The sequence below is a fragment of the Neokomagataea anthophila genome (assembly GCF_018122595.1).
Classification (GTDB): domain Bacteria; phylum Pseudomonadota; class Alphaproteobacteria; order Acetobacterales; family Acetobacteraceae; genus Gluconobacter; species Gluconobacter anthophilus.
In genome coordinates this window covers 1-17,110 of record NZ_JAGRQH010000006.1, presented here as the reverse complement: position 1 = coordinate 17,110, position 17,110 = coordinate 1, and the positions used below count along the sequence as shown (strand labels likewise).

The 17,110-nt window shown below is 51.3% G+C and carries 13 protein-coding genes; 9 read left to right on the top strand and 4 right to left on the bottom strand.

All coding sequences use genetic code 11. The features are described 5' to 3' along the window. Nucleotides 1-93: 93 nt before the first annotated feature. From hisD to KB213_RS08925, 4 genes are all read right to left on the bottom strand, one after another. On the bottom strand, nt 94-1,380 hold the full coding sequence (gene hisD, locus KB213_RS08940) for a histidinol dehydrogenase (RefSeq protein WP_211682343.1): 1,287 nt from the start codon (nt 1,378-1,380) through the stop codon (nt 94-96). A 1-nt stretch (nt 1,381) separates the two neighbouring features. Next, nucleotides 1,382-2,047 carry an ATP phosphoribosyltransferase gene (gene hisG, locus KB213_RS08935; RefSeq protein ID WP_211682341.1) on the bottom strand — a complete coding sequence of 222 codons (666 nt, stop codon included), beginning with the start codon at nt 2,045-2,047 and terminating at the stop codon, nt 1,382-1,384. A 120-nt stretch (nt 2,048-2,167) separates the two neighbouring features. Then, the gene (locus KB213_RS08930) at nt 2,168-3,394 is read right to left on the bottom strand and encodes a histidine-type phosphatase (protein WP_211682339.1); all 1,227 of its coding nucleotides are present in this window, start codon (nt 3,392-3,394) and stop codon (nt 2,168-2,170) included. Then, nucleotides 3,394-6,294: a TonB-dependent receptor gene (locus KB213_RS08925; RefSeq protein ID WP_211682337.1), complete on the bottom strand. Its 2,901-nt coding sequence runs from the start codon at nt 6,292-6,294 to the stop codon at nt 3,394-3,396. Before KB213_RS08925 ends, KB213_RS08930 begins: the two co-directional genes overlap by 1 nt. A 439-nt stretch (nt 6,295-6,733) precedes the next feature. Here KB213_RS08925 and KB213_RS08920 point away from each other — a divergent pair, with 439 nt between their 5' ends. The 9 genes from KB213_RS08920 to KB213_RS08880 all read left to right on the top strand — a co-directional run. Next, the gene (locus tag KB213_RS08920) at nt 6,734-7,282 is read left to right on the top strand and encodes a sugar dehydrogenase complex small subunit (protein ID WP_211682335.1); all 549 of its coding nucleotides are present in this window, start codon (nt 6,734-6,736) and stop codon (nt 7,280-7,282) included. 17 nt (nt 7,283-7,299) lie between these two features. Next, the gene (locus tag KB213_RS08915; RefSeq protein WP_211682333.1) at nt 7,300-8,757 is read left to right on the top strand and encodes a c-type cytochrome; all 1,458 of its coding nucleotides are present in this window, start codon (nt 7,300-7,302) and stop codon (nt 8,755-8,757) included. 23 nt (nt 8,758-8,780) lie between these two features. After that, nucleotides 8,781-10,415, top strand: a complete 1,635-nt coding sequence (locus KB213_RS08910) for a GMC family oxidoreductase (RefSeq protein ID WP_068171836.1) — start codon at nt 8,781-8,783, stop codon at nt 10,413-10,415. Nucleotides 10,416-10,420: 5 nt separating this feature from the next. Next, nucleotides 10,421-10,909, top strand: coding sequence for a GlcG/HbpS family heme-binding protein (locus KB213_RS08905; protein ID WP_249110430.1), 489 nt, complete (start codon nt 10,421-10,423; stop codon nt 10,907-10,909). A 60-nt stretch (nt 10,910-10,969) separates the two neighbouring features. Continuing rightward, on the top strand, nt 10,970-12,385 hold the full coding sequence (locus KB213_RS08900) for a carbohydrate porin (RefSeq protein ID WP_249110446.1): 1,416 nt from the start codon (nt 10,970-10,972) through the stop codon (nt 12,383-12,385). A 47-nt stretch (nt 12,386-12,432) separates the two neighbouring features. After that, complete coding sequence (aroE, locus tag KB213_RS08895) at nt 12,433-13,281, top strand: shikimate dehydrogenase (RefSeq protein ID WP_068171830.1); 849 nt, start codon at nt 12,433-12,435, stop codon at nt 13,279-13,281. A gap of 108 nt (nt 13,282-13,389) precedes the next feature. After that, entirely contained in the window at nt 13,390-15,786 is a 2,397-nt protein-coding gene (locus KB213_RS08890; RefSeq protein ID WP_211682328.1) for a TonB-dependent receptor, read from the top strand. A 115-nt stretch (nt 15,787-15,901) separates the two neighbouring features. After that, entirely contained in the window at nt 15,902-16,906 is a 1,005-nt protein-coding gene (locus tag KB213_RS08885; RefSeq protein WP_211682326.1) for a sensor histidine kinase, read from the top strand. Then, a partial coding sequence (locus KB213_RS08880) for a response regulator transcription factor (RefSeq protein ID WP_249110428.1) occupies nt 16,906-17,110 on the top strand: 205 nt, incomplete at its 3' end. The genes KB213_RS08885 and KB213_RS08880, both read left to right, overlap by 1 nt.

Here is a 17,110-nt window from a genome sequence, read left to right as displayed (position 1 = left end):
TTCTTGACGACCAAAAGGTCAAGCAAAACGCACTTCCAAGTTCAAAACTTCAGAAGTGCGTGCCATTTTTTCAGAAAATCACATGCTCATATCTTACTTCAAACGCAGTGACAGGCTCAAAGCATGCGCATCCAAACCTTCCGCATGCGCTAAGGCAACACCAGCAGGCCCGATCCGGCCTAGACCATCTGCGTTCGTCTCAATCATCGTTGTGCGCTTGATAAAATCAAAGACGGACAAACCTGATGCAAAACGCGCAGTACGGCTCGTCGGCAAGACGTGATTCGGCCCCCCGACATAATCACCCACAGCTTCTGGGCAATAACGCCCTAGGAAGATAGCCCCAGCATGACGCACCTGCGCGCTAAAACCACGCGGCTCATCCAACAGCACTTCCAGATGCTCAGGCGCCAAACGGTTCACGAGTTCCGCCGCTTCATCCAGATCACGCACCACAATCACCGCACCATGATCGTCCCAGCTCCGAGAAGCAATGGCCGCGCGCGGCAATGTTTCTAGCTCTTTTGCTACAGCCGCAATCACGGCATCCCCAAAAACTGCATCCGTAGTGATCAAAATCGCCTGCGCTTGCTCGTCATGTTCAGCTTGCGCCAGAAGGTCCACTGCCGCCAAACGCGGGTCGTTCTGTCCGTCCGCAACCACAACAACTTCTGACGGCCCAGCGATACTATCGATCCCAACCTGACCAAAGACCTGCCGCTTCGCTTCCGCCACAAAAGCATTACCCGGCCCAACAATCCGATCCACCGGCGCAATGCTCTGCGTACCATACGCCATAGCCCCAACAGCCTGCGCGCCCCCGATACGATAAATTTCTTCAACACCGCAAAGCTGTGCTGCCGCCAGAACCAACGGATTCAACACACCATCAGGCGTTGGCACGCACATCGCCAAACGCTTCACACCCGCAACACGCGCAGGCAAGGCATTCATCAATACAGAAGACGGATACGCCGCTTTGCCACCCGGCACATACAGCCCAACGGCATCCAACGCCGTCCAGCGCATACCAAGCCGTACATTCTCTGAATCCGTAAAATCGAGATCCGTTGGTTTTTGTGCCTCATGAAACGCTTCAATACGGCGCGCAGCTACCTTCAAAGCATCCATGAGTTCCGCTGGCACACGTGCGGCCTCTGCCTTGATCGTCTCCGCATCAATACGCAGTGCCTCAGGCGTTAAAGCCAAGCGATCAAAACGCTCCGTGTATTCACACACAGCGACATCACCACGTTCTTTGACATCAGAAAGGATCGCACGCACGGGCTCCGCAACGCTGCGCTCATCATTGCTGCGCCCCTGCAAAAGGGCCGAAAAATCAGCTGAGAAATCCGAATCCATACTGTTCAGATGGCGCATCTCAAACCGCCTTTTCTTCATTCAGTGCAGCACGAAAACGTTCAATCAAAGCGCCAATCTCTTCCGGACGCGTCTTCCACGCCACCCGGTTTACAATCAAACGACTGCTCACCTGCGCTACGACATCAGTTTCGACTAAGCCATTCGCCCGCAATGTTGAGCCCGTATCCACCAAGTCAACAATGACAGACGCCAAGTCTAAGGTCGGCGCTAGTTCCATAGCACCGTTCAGATGCACAATTTCAGCATTAATCGCTTGGGATGCAAAATGGCGACGCGCGATTGACGGATATTTCGTCGCCACACGGAGATGAGAGCACCCTGTCGTCGGGTCTTCTTCCACATCTTTAGGGCGTGCAACGGAAATACGGCACCCACCGATCCCCAAGTCTAACGGCGCATAAATATCTGGATAATCAAATTCCATCAGCACATCAGAGCCACATACGCCGATATGCGCACCACCATAGGCCACAAACGTCGCCACATCGAATGAACGCACACGGACAACATCTAAATTCGGGTCTGATGTCCCAAAACGCAGGCGGCGGCTGCTTTCATCCAGACAATCCGCGTCCGGCTCAATCCCGGTATGCTTCAGAACAGGCTTTAAAGCCTTGAGAATACGTCCTTTAGGCAGGGCGAGTATCAGCGGAGCGGCGGTCATAGCGTGTCGGTCCTCGTTGCAGCCTCACCAGAAACATGGCGATGCTCTTTCCAGTGACATGCAGCAGCGCATACCACGAAGCGGCGCTCTTCCCAAATACACCACGCCCCTTTATTCACGTCATTCGCCGCTTTTAAGGCGATTTATCAACACAGCCGGCGCACAGAACCCCAACGTATCACGACATTCCGGCACCGTAAGAGGCTGCAATTGCGGCAAACCCTGCTCTCCTAAATTTCGCAAACCTTCCAAAGATTGCGCCTGAAAAAATACCCGATACGCATCCATATTCGTACGTTGATTGTGATACAGCGCCAAAATCAACGCTGACCCAACCGGAACCTCATCTTCCGCTTGTCCCGGTGCCTGCACATGAACACCCAATGCGGTCAAAAGCGGTGCAATTGTATCATCATGCCCTACATAAACCCGCAAAGCCGGTGATTGTGCTGAGCTCTCAACCATATCGCGCACAAGCTGAGCCCGCATATCTTTCGATAATAACTTCGCCAGAACTTTGGGACGATTCACCGTCGCCAACATGTCGGCATGCAAAACAGATAACTGTCCCAGCTTTTCCGGGGTCAATTGCCCCCAGCCCGTCTCACGGCCATCCACATAAGCCAAAATCAGTGCCTCTGCGAGAGATGCTCCATCAGCAACCGGACCAGACAACGCTAAACCATGCCCCGTCTTATCGGGCACCACCGTACTCGGGGCAGCTATAAACTTACATACGCCAGACGCGCACTGCACCACTTGTCCCAAAAGCTGCAAAGCCGCTTTATCACGCTCATACAAGACTTGCGGGTCCGGCAATTGCGGGACGATCTTCTGCATATCAAAACGTTCTGGCGCGGCATCCAATGGCGCAAATCGTACATCCACCCGGCCCGGCGCAAAGTGCTCAATACTTAAGTCACACCCCGGCACCAAACCTTCACGAAAGGCCTCAGCACTCGCAATCGTCCGCTGAGCCGAATTCGCGATAATCTGCACACGCCCAGCATCCGGGCACCCGGCCTTAGGCAATACCCCAGCCTGCCCCAACCAAAGCCGGTCATATTGCCCGACTTCTTGCAGAGCTTCCGCACCATGCTGCGTGAGATTACCAGCCGGAACAGCCCAAACAGGCCACCCACCAATAACACCAGCATCATGCGGAACCTGCCACGGCAATGGCGACCGAATACCATGCCGCATAACCATCTCAACATGCGTCAAAACCCATGGGGAGTGCTTCACCCCATGAGATACGATGATTGGATGCGCAGTAGCTGTACCAACAACTACTGCCATAACGGCGCCTGCCGCAATTTTACGAAAAAACAACGACAGGCCCATCATTAGAACGATCCGTTCAATCCAAAGAGATACATACGACCGGTCTGCACAAAAGACCCATTGGCCGAACCGTCATACGCCATGAAGGACTTACCCTTCCCTGCCGTTTCCCAAAATGCCGGGGTATTCAGCAGGTTTTGCATCGCAACCGTCGCGGTCATGCCATGACCCAGAGCATATTGTGCGCTCATATCCAAACGCTGCGTTGGCTGGAGGTAATAATCAGGCAAGCTGCTGTTCAAGCCCAAAAGCTGCGTACCCACATAATTGTAGTTCAGGTTAAACTTCGCTGGACCACGATTATAGAACACACCCAGATTATACATCATCTCCGGCGCACGCGGCAGCGCGGTGTCTGGATGCCCCTTCAGACCGCTTTGCGCATTGGAATGCTGCAACGTGATATTCCCGTTTACACCAAAACCAGACAGCCAACCCGGCAGGAACGTTAAACGCTGCTGAGCATTCAACTCCAAACCTTCCAGCGTGGCATTGCCACCATTATTCGGCATTGAGAATTGCGTGTTGCCATCCGTATAAGAACCCGTCGGCACAACACCACCAAGTGAGGTGCTATTGCTTGTTCCAGACACCGACATAAAGACGTATTTCTGGATACGCTTATAATACACCGCAGCTGATACGACGCCTTCATGATGGTTATAAAGCTCACCACTGAAGTCAAATACCGTTGCAGATGTCGGACGCAAATTCGGGTTCGGCATAGAAACCGACTGGATCGCGTTGGTCTGTGAATCCAACGAAATCGTTGTCGCACCATTCACCAGACCAAAAGCGGGACGTGTGAAAGCCCGGCGCACACCAAAGCGCAGAACACTCATGGATGTTGGGCGCCAATTAATATTCAAGTAAGGCAGCGGCGTGCCGTAAGACTGATGCATACGCGCAACGTTACCCGTACCGTTGCCGTTATTCTGCCAATGCGTACCGCCAAAATCAGTCCATTCGTAGCGGAATCCCGGATGAATATCGACCGGCCCCGCCTGCAAATTCAGCGCAACATAACCTGCATAAATACGCTCTGTGCCCGTGCTGGTATTCGCGTTCCAATCGTTCTTGGTATAAATACCGGCGCCATTCGGGTCATTTTGATATTTATACGGAACAGTCGTTGCACGCACCCAATCGCGGCTCAACAAGCGCAGCGGACCGGCCGCACCACCGAAAACATCCACCTGCTGACCGGGGATATTGCTAATAATTGGGCCGCCCGGATTGCTTGATGTATATTTTGGCCCACCAAAGAACGGACCATTATAAACAAAGTTATTATCGCTATGGAAAAATGGGTGTGCATAGGACTGGCGGTCCGTCTCACTCACCTTCACCCCGAAAGCGATAGACTTCAGGATATCACTCTTAAAACGATAATTCGCATCGGCATGAACGCCATACATATCCGCAATGCTCTGAGCGTCACGGCCCTGCGTCTTATAAAACTTATCAATATCTTGGTTTAGAAGCTGTGAAACACCCGTCGCCGGGCCGGACACACGCGGCAGCGTCGTGTTGGACACATTGAACTTGAAAGGACCCGTCGCATAGAAAGGCCCGTACATGCTGCCTTCTACCTGGTCAGGGCTCGCCAAAACGCTGTAGCTATTGAACAAATCATAATCGATCGTCCAACGATCCAACCGTGTCTCACCACCAATTTTTTGTGTAGTCATCATCTGATTGGAATCATTCGTCTCAAAATACTGACCGCGCGTTGCCGTCGGGCTTTGATATTGCCCATCAGCGCCATAAAGACCCGTATTACCTCGCAAAGAGACCTGATTGTCTTCTTGCTTAGTATTATACGCGCCATACGTCCCAAGCGCGTAAAAATCTTGATGATCGCCAGCGTAATTCAAAGACAAAGAACCACCGTAACGGCGCAAACGGCTGGTATAAATGTCATACTTCATCTGAGAGGTGGACACTGCAGAAACCTGCGTAAGCGGCAGGCCGTTCTCCCCCAGCGCGGTTGCCTTCAAGCTTTTATTCGGCGCGACTGCACTCGCTGCAACGCTTTTATCCGAATAATAGCCCGTCATATACACGCCAAAGCGCCCGTCATGACCAAAACGCCGCGCCAACTCGACCTGCCCAGTACCACCACCAAACGGCACCCCAATTTGAGAGGCACGGTCATTAATCTGGCCCTGCAGAGAAATCCGAGTAAGTGAGCCCGTAAAATCAAAAGCCGTTGGTGTACGAATATCAATCGCACCACCAATCGCATCACCATCCATATCCGCTGAGGTACTTTTTGAAACCTTCACGGATGTGATGCCGTACGGCGCCAACATATCAAAAGACACGGCGCGCGTTGCAGGGTCAGATGCCGCCACACGTTCACCATTCAACGTGTAAGCGTTATAACTGGAATCCAAACCACGAATACTCATGTACTGCGTCTCACCCGTCGCAGCCTGACCACCACTCATATTACTATACGCCGAGATCCCCGGCATACGCGTCAAAATATCGGATAAGTTGGTTTGCGGAGCCTGCTCAATCTGCTGGCGTGACATAACCGTTGAGACACCGACACTATGACGCTGCTCATCAAGCGCCGCAGCACCACTCGCTTGGCGCTGCGCATGCACCTGAATCTGCTCAATTTCAGGATCAACAGACTTGACCGGCGCACGCATCGCAACCGGAAGAGCCTGAATCGGTACTGTACGCTCAGCGGGCTGAACTGAAACTGCACGTACATTCCCTGAAGATAAAGCCGTATGATGCTTTAAACGCGCTGCTGCATGCTTCTTAACGTGCCCCTCTTGCGGAACAGTTTGTGCCATCGCACCGCCCGACACAGCACAAGCAGTCATCAACGGCAAAGAATATGACCATATTTTCCATGAAATATTACGCGCAGTACACCGAACCATAAAGACCCCACCGCAAAAACATTATATGTTTTATATTACTATGCGAACATAGTACGAATTTTTAACAGGATCGGATTGGTATAGTTACAAACACATACATTCAATAGTAATTTATATTAACTTTATAAGTAATTTTACTGAAAAATGTCATATTAATATTTTCTTTCAATTTTTGAATTTTTTTTCATAAAAACAACATCGCTTTTGTTGAGAATAGTAATTAATAAAAACAAGTGCAGGTAATCACTAATATTTCCAAATATAAAATAAAATTAAACACATTTTTTTGAAGACAAACGTCTCATCACATTGTTTTTATTTCTCACAGAGAAAAAGAAATGAAATTTACTCGACCATAAAACCTGCATCACTCAACAAAGCTTCTTGCTACGCGACGTGATGCTTCTGAAAACGACGCCTTACTACAAGGAATGCCGTCATGTCTGGCCCATCACCTCTTGATACTGCACTTACACTTACGCGGCGGCGCCTTGCTCTCGCTTCCGGAGCAGCCCTTATCACCGCCTATGGGTGGGCATCAGGCACCTCCATAGCCCAAGAGTTGGTAACAACAGACCAAACAGGCGTTGACGCATTCATGACATTGTCGCGCTTTGTCACAGGCCATAGCAATCTCAACCTCGCAACAGGCACCGCACTCTTAAGTGGCCTGCAGGCACTGCACCCTCACGTCCAGCAAGACATCACCACGCTGAACAACCGCATCGCTCAAAGCCATGCGCCAGACATCGAAACCTTCGATGCACAATTCACCAATGACCCGCTGCGCCCACTTGTCTTGCAAATCATCAAAGGCTGGTACGCAGGCGTTTTAGAGAGCGGCACCAATGCCAAAGTATACGCATTTGGTAGCGCCCTGATGTACCAAACCTCACGGGATAACGTGGTGATCCCAACCTACGCGCATAACGGCCCCAATTACTGGCTGGCCGAGCCCAACCCCGTCGACGTTATGCCGAAATTTTAAGCAAGGGCTCACCCAGCATGTTCTCTTTCTCATTCCGCTCCATCGCGCCAGTAGCATTCTGCGCGGCCTTGCTTGCCTCCACGGCCGTTGCATACGCACAGCCCGCAGCCCCGGTACCCGAGTCAGCCAAACATCCTTCCATCAGCCGCGGCCACTATCTCGCCATCGCAGCAGACTGCGCCGCGTGTCATACAAATGGCCGAGATGGAAAATTCCTTGCTGGCGGCTATGCAATCGCCTCACCAATGGGGAATATCTACTCCACCAACATTACCCCATCCAAAAAATACGGCATCGGCAATTATACGCTGGAACAATTCACCACGTTAATGCGCCACGGCGTACGTCCCGATGGTGCCAATGTGTACCCAGCGATGCCCTATGATGCGTATAGCCAACTGACAGATGCAGACATAAAATCTCTGTATTCCTACATCATGACGGAAGTCCCGGCTGTTGATGCTCCCGCACCAAAAACACAGCTGCCCTTCCCATTCAATATTCGTGCGTCTCTCAGCCTTTGGAAACTCGTCGCCAGCATCAGTGACAAACCCTATGTGTTCAATCACTCACGCAGCGATGACTGGAACCGAGGCCGCTACCTCGTAGATCAACTCGCGCATTGCGGGGAATGTCATACACCCCGCAACATGCTACTGGTTCCTACACAATCTCAGTATCTCGCCGGTGCTGATATTGGACCATGGCGTGCCCCAAACATCACAAGCGACCCCATTAGCGGCATTGGTGGCTGGTCTGATGAAGACCTCTTCACATACCTCAAAACCGGCAAAACAGCACACGCGCGCGCCGCTGGCCCTATGGCTGAAGCCGTTGAGCACAGCTTACAGCATCTGCCTGATAGCGACATCTCAGCGATTATCACCTATCTTCGCTCGGTCCCGCCCATCCATGAAAACGGTGTAACAGCCGCAAACTTCAATCATGGCGGCCACCCATCAGGGTATGACATTACATCAGCCGATGCCCGGCGGAATACCAGCACACTCGCCGGCATTACCGACGGTGCCACGCTGTATGAATCAACCTGTGCCAGCTGCCACCAAACGAATGGCCGTGGCACACCAGACGGGCAATACCCTTCCCTCGTCGGCAATACGACAACGGGTCAACTCAACCCGAATGACCTTGTCGCCAGCATTCTCTTCGGCGTTGACCGCACTATTGATAGCCATGAAGTGCTCATGCCAGCCTTCGGCGATAACTCACTCGTCCAACCTCTAACGGATGCTCAAGTGGCGGACATTGCCGACTATGTCCTCAGCCATTTTGGCAACACACAAGCAACCGTCTCTCCAGAGTTCGTCCGTCAGATCCGCTCAGGTGGCAAACCTGTTCTGGTTGCACAGCTTGCAAACCCGAAAGTGATGATCAGCCTCGCAGCAGCCGGATTAATTGGCTTGATCATTGTTGTCTTCGCCCTGCGCACAATCCTTCGCCGCCGCCGCGTCTGAACGGAACTTAAGGAACTACTACCATGACTGAACAAAACCTTTCCGCAGACGTCGTCATTGCTGGCGCAGGTATTTGCGGCTCCATGCTGGCTCACAAACTGGCTCGTAACGGCCTCTCTGTATTGCTACTTGATGCTGGCCCACGCCGTGACCGTGACCAAATTGTTGAAAACTGGCGCGCTATGCCGCCTGACAACAAATCCCAGTATGATTACGCAACACCATATCCAAGCGTACCATGGGCACCACACACCAACTTCTTCCCGGATAACGGATACCTGATCGTCAAAGGCCCCGATCGTACGGCCTATAAGCAAGGCATCATCAAAGGCGTTGGCGGGACGACATGGCACTGGGCAGCTTCAAGCTGGCGCTACCTTCCTAATGATTTCCGCCTACACAGCCAATTCGGCGTCGGCCGTGATTATGCCTTAAGCTATGACGATCTAGAGCCATATTATTACGCCGCTGAGTGCGAAATGGGCGTCATGGGACCGAATGATCAAACGATCGTTCCCTCCGCCCCTCGTCAGCAACCTTGGCCAATGACCTCCATGCCTTATGGTTATGGGGACCGCACCTTCACGGAAATCGTCAAAAAGCTGGGCTTTGACAACACCCCCGTGCCGCAAGGGCGTAACAGCCGCCCCTATGATGGCCGCCCACAATGCTGTGGCAATAATAACTGCATGCCGATCTGCCCTATTGGGGCCATGTATAACGGCGTCTATGCTGCCATGAAGGCTGAAAAACACGGCGCACGCATCATCCCAAATGCTGTTGTTTATGCCTTTGAAACAGATGCCGCGAACAAGATCACAGCACTACGTTTCTATGACCCAGACAAACACTCCTACCGCGTAACGGCAAAAACATTTGTCATCGCGGCCAATGGTATCGAAACCCCCAAACTTCTCCTGCTGGCCGCCAATAGCCGCAACCCGAACGGTATCGCCAACTCGTCCGACCAAGTTGGCCGGAACATGATGGATCACCCCGGTTTGGGCATGAGCCTGCAAGCGGCTGAACCCATCTGGGCCGGTGGCGGCTCTGTACAAATGAGCTCCATCACCAATTTCCGTGATGGTGATTTCCGCTCCGAATATGCCGCAACCCAAATCGGCTATAACAACACAGCGCAAAACTCACGTGCGGGTATGAAAGCCCTCTCCATGGGGCTCGTTGGTAAAAAGCTGGATGAAGAAATTCGCCGCCGCACAGCACATGGCGTCGACCTTTACGCCAACCATGAAGTTCTGCCGAACCCAGAAAACCGCCTCGTTTTGTCGAAAGACCACCGTGACGCTCTGGGGATTCCACACCCAGAGGTGACCTACGATGTGGGTGAATATGTCCGCAAATCTGCCGCCATTTCGCGTCAACGCTTGCTCGATATTGCTAAAGCCATGGGCGGCACTGAAATCGAAATTGCACCTTATTTCACGCCCAACAACCACATCACCGGCGGCACAATAATGGGCCATGACCCCCGTGATTCCGTCGTCGACTCATGGCTCCGCACCCATGATCACGCCAATCTGTTCCTTGCAACTGGCGCGACTATGGCCGCTTCTGGCACAGTCAACTCAACCCTGACCATGGCTGCGCTCTCCCTGCGCGCTGGCGATGCCATCCTTGCCGACCACAAGAACGGATAATGACGATGACGCTTTCTTTCACCCGCAACTTAACCGCCGCCCTTGGTCTCGCTGGCGCTTTTATGCTCAGCCCAATGGCCATGGCACAGGAGCCTGCCGTGAACCTTCAAAATGCCCTCCACTTCATTAACCAAGCACATACCGAAGCAACAAACGATCATGCACGCGTTGCCATTGCCGTGGTCGATGAAGGTGGAAACCTCGTCGCTTTCCAACGTATGGACGGCACACAGCTCGGCAGCACCGAGCTTGCTATCCGTAAAGCCAAAACAGCTCTTTCCTTTTCCCGCCCTACGGTAGATATGGAACACGCCCTAAATAAAGGGAACTTCATGATCGCAACACTGCCAAATGCTTTACCTGCTGGCGGCGGTTACCCGATTACCGTCAACGGTCACATCATCGGCGCCCTCGGCCTCAGCGGCGGCGAAGGGGAAACCGATGCCCGCCTAGCACAAGCGGCAGTACAAGAAGCCCTCAAAACCAAGCCATAACAGGCATAACGAATGAACAAAAAACTTCAGCACAGACGTTATTCTACGGCCATCATTTCTATGATGGCCCTTGGCTGTGCTTACGCGTTGCCCTCCACAGCACACGCGCAAACAGAAACCGCACATAACCTCTACACCCCCTCCCTCTACCAAGCCCGAGCTTTTGCTATGGACGGGACCGGCACTTATAATGTCGGACCGCTCATCCCGAGCTTATACGGGAACCCTCACCTATTCGGTGATTGGGGTGGGGCACAACCGTGGATGGTCAAGCACGGTATCTTCACTAGCCTGACTTTCAACCAAGAGTTCATGGGCAATGTCACAGGCGGCCGTACGCGATCAGCTGTGCCCTCAGGGCAAGTCGCCGGTGAAGTCGATATTGACTGGCAGCAACTGGCTGGCATCCCAGGGTTTTGGACACATCTGCTCGTCGTCAATGGTAACGGCCATAGCTTCAGCCACACATTGGGTGATTCTGTCACAAACCCCGAACAAATTTACGGCGCACGCGGTAACGTCATCGCTCACCTTGTTGAGCTCTACGCCGATAAAGCTTTTCTCAACGACCGTATTATTCTGTCTCTGGGTGATATCCCAACAGGCAGCTTCTTCGCGTATGATTACCTTGCCTGTTCTTTCATGAACGTCTCCGTCTGTAGTAACTTTGCCCCAGGAAAATACAATCCGGGCGGCCGTGACTGGCCATCAGGTAACCTCGGTGGAGTACTTCGCGTACGCCCCACAGAGCAAACTTATATTGAAGGCGGCGTTTTTGCCGTTTCTCCCCATAGCTACAATGGCGGCATTTCAGGCTGGGCCATGCTGCAAGATGGAATGGGCTTAAACCACGTCACCTCACAAGTTGAAATCGGGTGGATGCCCGAATTTGGCCCTGACAAGCTGCGCGGCAACTATAAAATTGGTGCATGGTACGATAACTCAACCTACCCCGCACTGTTTGAAGACCGATACGGCAATTCGTTCCAAGCGTCAGGTCTTGCCCCACGCCAATTAGCGGGCATGAAAACAGCATGGTTTATGTTTGACCAAATGCTGGTACGCAACGGCCCCGGCATCGCGAACGGCCTCATTGTCATCGGAGGCGTTGGTTACTCATCTGGTGCCATTACCGCCATGCGTGATCATGAATGGCTCGCTCTCATTGAGAGCGGTACCCCATGGCACCGCCCCGGTGATCAAGTTGGTATCATGATGCAACACATGCAAATGAGCCGGAGTGTAACCCTACAACAAGAATCGTCTCTCGCTCTAAACCGCGCCTTCCTATCCAACCAATGGGGGCAAGTATGGGGCGTACAGAACTGGGAAAACAGCTACGAAGCATTCTACAGCATCCATCTTCACAAAGCTGCTGCGCTTCAAGCTGACCTACAATATTTGGAACATCCCGGCGCGACAACGCGTTTTAAAAATGCACTCGTACTGGGTGGACAATTCACTGTGGGGTTCTAACCCCCAGTGATCCCTCTTCAACACGCAACCTAAAGGACGTCGTTCACATGAGTGATCAAGATTTTCTGAGCATTCTCACGGGCTCTTTCTCTACCCCCTGCGGCGACAATCCTACCGTTGCGATGATTGAAGCCGGATATAAAAAGGCTGGCCTCAACGCACGTTACATCAACTGTGATGTCCCGGCAGAAAACCTCAAAGATGCCATTAAAGGCGCTGTTGCTATGGGGTGGGCAGGCTTCAACTGCTCTATCCCACACAAAGTCGCCATTTTAGAGCATTTGGATGAAGTAGCTGAATCTGCCCGCATCATTGGTGCTGTAAACTGTACATCCATCAAAGATGGCCGCCTAACAGGCCATAATACTGATGGTAAAGGCTTTCTTGCATCCCTCAAAACCGTCACGGATCCAAAAGGGAAAAACCTTCTTTTGCTTGGTGCAGGCGGTGCAGCACGTGCTATCGCCGTAGAAACAGCACTTGCTGGTGCAAAAACACTCACCATCATCAATCGTGACCCGAAAAAAGCCGAAACAATCGCTAAAATCGTTAATGAGAACACCGATTGCAAAGCGACGGCAGGCAAGTGGGAGGGCGATTATACAATCGGTAATGATATCGATATCGCCATTAATGCCACCCCGATCGGCCTAGGCGATGCAGAAGCCCTGCCTCCTATTAACCTAGACAGCCTGCGTAAAGAACTGATCGTCGCAGATGTTATTCCTAACCCTCCCAAAACCCACCTCCTGCGTGAAGCCGATAAGAAAGGCTGCACAACGCTGGATGGCCTCGGCATGCTGGTCAATCAAGGGCAAATCGGTGTTGAAATTTGGCTCGGTAAGACACTCGATTTTGACGTTATGACCAAAACGTTGAAAGATATCTTCGAATAAATCACCGCCAACAAAGCACATATACCAAAGTATATGTGCTTATACTTATGCATGATTGATCGAATATCATGAGATGTGGTGTTTCCCTCCCCAAGAGGAGACCACCACATGCTTATCTCATTTACACATCATACATTCTATTCCATCACTCAGAATGCTCTCTCTGCCCTTTCGAGCGCATGGAAGCCTCTCTCTTTTCGAAAACGCCTCTACACACATATTGCGGCCTCTCTTGTTCTCTCCGCACCCGCCATAAGCCAACAAGCTCTGGCAGCACATAAAGAGAGCCACAACACAAAACATCATGATATTGCCTCAACACCAGAAAGCATCGTGGTCAAACGCACGACCAACCGCCCTACCCGGGCCAATGGCACCCTATTAACATCTGCTAACTGGAAGAACGTCCTCACCGGCTCTAACCCGCTCGCCTTACTGTCCAACACTCCAGGCGTTTCTTACACATCCTCTGATTCTTATGGACTCGATGAATCTGATGCGAGCCTCTTCATGCGGGGCTTCCACATGAACGAACTTGGAATCACCTTCGAAAACATCCCTCTGAATGACACAGGGTTTGGCACCCTTACTGGTACAACTGTTTTGAATATTGGGGTCCCCGATAATATCGGCTCCATTTACGTCTCTCCCGGCACATCCCGAGAGAGCACATTCTCCAGTAGCAATAATGGCGGAGAGCTCCGTTATATGCTCAGCAACCCCACCGATAAGGCGAATGCCTCCATCCACCAATCCTACGGCAGTAACCAAACCTTTGTGACCACCGCAACGGCCAATACAGGCCAATTGGGTGAGCATGGCCCCGCTATTTTGATGGGCTTTCAACGCATTTCCAAAGATAAATATGAAGGCGGCGGCTCGCAAAACATGATGCGTGGCAACATCAAAGCCACTCAAGACCTCGGCTGGGGCAATATAACGGCATTTTTCTCCGCATCATCCGCGCAGATCTGGGGCTATAATGACCAATCCTTCGGTATGCTCAAAAATCTCGGCTGGCGTGCTGATTATATGTACCCCAACTATGCCGCCGCTTACCGCATGGCCCTCCCCGAGAATGCCAACTCAAATTGTGGTGCCTATAATTGTGGCGAAATGGCCAACCTCGTTCCATATGATAGCGGACAAACCACTCAAGACTTAATCGGTTCTCTCCAGCATCACTTCCAAGCAACCGATGCTCTGAGCGGCACAGTCACATTCTACGGCGCCAGCAGCGACACCCACGCTTCCCTCGCAGACCCAACCACGCCCTCACTCACAGGCGCTCCATTCTCTGAGCAAGTCTGGCACCCTCAAACGCGTCGCTTCGGTGGCACCGCAGAGTTCGACTACCATATTGGCCAACATACTCTCTCTGCCGGACTTTGGCAGGAAATGGCGAATTCAAGTGCCGGCACCTCTTGGTACAATGAGCCTGCCCTCGGACAAGGACAGCCACTTAAAACTGTTGGCCCTTACACAGTGTACGGCCCAACATTTCAAACGGCGAATTTCTCCCGCTGGACCACATCATCCCGACAAATTTTCTTACACGATGATTGGCGGATCTTACCAACACTCACAATTGGCTTTGGTATGAAAGCCGTTAATTTCATGACCTATGGAGGAGGCACCGGTGCCGATGATGCCCCACACGGCAAACTCCGGGCTCGTAACTGGTTCTTACCGCATCTCTCAGTCTTTTGGCGGCCTGATGCAAATAATGATGTTTTCCTTGATGCGTCTGAAACAGAAAGCGGCTTCCGCGTCTCCCCACGTGGGAATATTGGTTACTCCGCTTCTCCATGGACGGCATCAGACCAAGCCACATATAACGCCGCGACACAGGGAATTAAACCCGAGCGTGATGTGACCGTAACCGTCGGCGGGCACCACCGCGCAGGCCGTTTTATGCTCGCTTTAGATGCTTATTACAGCCTCATTTTTAACCGCCTGCTTTCAGCATCTGTCGGTACCCTACATGATCCTGAAAATACGGTTGGTGCTGTCTCCCGTTCACATATTGTCGGGGGTGATGCTTCGATCAGTCTCCCTATCGGCCGCTTTATCACCCTGAGCCAAAGCCTCTCGGTAAGCCGCTTTTCTTATGATACCGACCTCAATGTTGAAGGGACTATCTTCCCAATCAAAGGAAAAGCACAGCCAGGATACCCAGGAATTTCTCTCATCAGTGGCGCTACATTTCACTATAATCGTCTCCAAGCCGGTGCGACGAGTACCGTGTATTTAGAGCAGCCTTTTTCATATACAAACGACGTAATGGGCTTCAATTATTGGAATACCAGCGCATACATCTCCTACGAAACACTACGCCACGGCTCCGTCCCCGCGCTTTCCTTTCGATTTGATGTCTATAATGTCTTAAACCGGAAAATGATCGGTACTCTTGGTGTCGATGGCTTCCCATTCTCTGGCGACTATCAGACAATGCAACGCACAGCACCACGCCAAGCACTCTTTACCATTGGTACACGTTTTTAATCCCTACTCCTGAAAGATCATGTCTTTGCACCTGCCGCGACATACCCATACGCAGCGTAAGGCTCCACAGGTGCAAAGACGCTCCACAACCGTGACACGAGGATGCCTCATCGTTGTGCTCTCAATCCTCATCTTTCTTGCTGATAGCTTTACCAATTTTGAAATCGCGACGGCCGTTTTATACGTCAGCGTCGTTTTACTTGGTGCTCAATTTTTATCATCACGTCACTTATGGCAGATTGCCGGTCTTTGCGCCGCCATGACCATTATCAGCCTGAGCATCACGCCTCATGGAAATTTACATTCAGGCATTATCAATACGGCCCTGAGCATCACGGCTATTTTCGCTACAACATTAATGGCCACTCGCATGCTCAAAGCCATAGCGGCAGAACATGAAGCACGCTTACAGCTTATTCACCTCGCACGTGTAAACACACTGGGTGAATTAAGCACATCAATTGCCCATGAAATCAAACAACCTCTAACCGGTATCGCATCAAGCACAACTGCCGCTTTAAACTGGCTTTCTACGACACCACCCAATATTGAACGGGCTCGTTCAGCTCTCAACCGCATTACAGCCGATGCCACACGCACTGCTGATATTATTGAACGCATTCGTCAGATGTCCCGGCGCTCTACACCAGAGTTTCAAGTTATTCACCCAACGTCACTTGTTCAAAAAATTGTCGACATTACTCATACTGATTTACTCAGAAATCGTATCACTGTGTCCATCAACAATAAGTGTGAAGACGCGCTTATCTCAGTAGATGAAGTTCAAATACAACAGGTATTTATTAACCTCATTATAAATGCGATTGCAGCCATTAAAGCAACTAACCGTTTAAATGGGCAGATTTCTATTATAATAGAAAAGTCGGAGAAAAACTTCGTCGCTCTCAGTGTCTCTGATAATGGCATCGGTATCCCAGAAGATGCCCTCAATCATATCTTTGAACCATTTCATACAACGCGCGAAACCGGGACTGGGTTAGGGCTCGCAATTTGTCGTTCAATTATTGAAGCACATGGTGGCCACATTCATGCTTTTTGTTCTGAAAAAACTGGAACAACCTTCCTCTTTCGTCTGCCACTTTTTTCAAGAGTTCAGTAATGTCTAACCTACCCCAGAGTATTGTTTATATTGTTGATGATGATATTTCGGTACGAGAAGCGTTATCGGATTTATTAGATTCAGTTGGTATTGTGAGTGTTTTGTACGCATCTGCGGATGATTTTTTATCATCGCCCCGTTTTGATTGCCCATCGTGCTTAATTTTAGATGTTCGGATGCCTGGACAGAGTGGTCTTGAGCTTC

What these genes read in the sequence shown, in the direction of transcription:
- hisD (WP_211682343.1), bottom strand. Translation starts at nt 1,380, where the DNA reads ATGCGCCATCTGAACAGTATGGATTCGGATTTCTCAGCTGATTTTTCG.
- hisG (WP_211682341.1), bottom strand. Translation starts at nt 2,047, where the DNA reads ATGACCGCCGCTCCGCTGATACTCGCCCTGCCTAAAGGACGTATTCTC.
- KB213_RS08930 (WP_211682339.1), bottom strand. Translation starts at nt 3,394, where the DNA reads ATGATGGGCCTGTCGTTGTTTTTTCGTAAAATTGCGGCAGGCGCCGTT.
- KB213_RS08925 (WP_211682337.1), bottom strand. Translation starts at nt 6,294, where the DNA reads ATGGTTCGGTGTACTGCGCGTAATATTTCATGGAAAATATGGTCATAT.
- KB213_RS08920 (WP_211682335.1), top strand. Translation starts at nt 6,734, where the DNA reads ATGTCTGGCCCATCACCTCTTGATACTGCACTTACACTTACGCGGCGG.
- KB213_RS08915 (WP_211682333.1), top strand. Translation starts at nt 7,300, where the DNA reads ATGTTCTCTTTCTCATTCCGCTCCATCGCGCCAGTAGCATTCTGCGCG.
- KB213_RS08910 (WP_068171836.1), top strand. Translation starts at nt 8,781, where the DNA reads ATGACTGAACAAAACCTTTCCGCAGACGTCGTCATTGCTGGCGCAGGT.
- KB213_RS08905 (WP_249110430.1), top strand. Translation starts at nt 10,421, where the DNA reads ATGACGCTTTCTTTCACCCGCAACTTAACCGCCGCCCTTGGTCTCGCT.
- KB213_RS08900 (WP_249110446.1), top strand. Translation starts at nt 10,970, where the DNA reads ATGATGGCCCTTGGCTGTGCTTACGCGTTGCCCTCCACAGCACACGCG.
- aroE (WP_068171830.1), top strand. Translation starts at nt 12,433, where the DNA reads ATGAGTGATCAAGATTTTCTGAGCATTCTCACGGGCTCTTTCTCTACC.
- KB213_RS08890 (WP_211682328.1), top strand. Translation starts at nt 13,390, where the DNA reads ATGCTTATCTCATTTACACATCATACATTCTATTCCATCACTCAGAAT.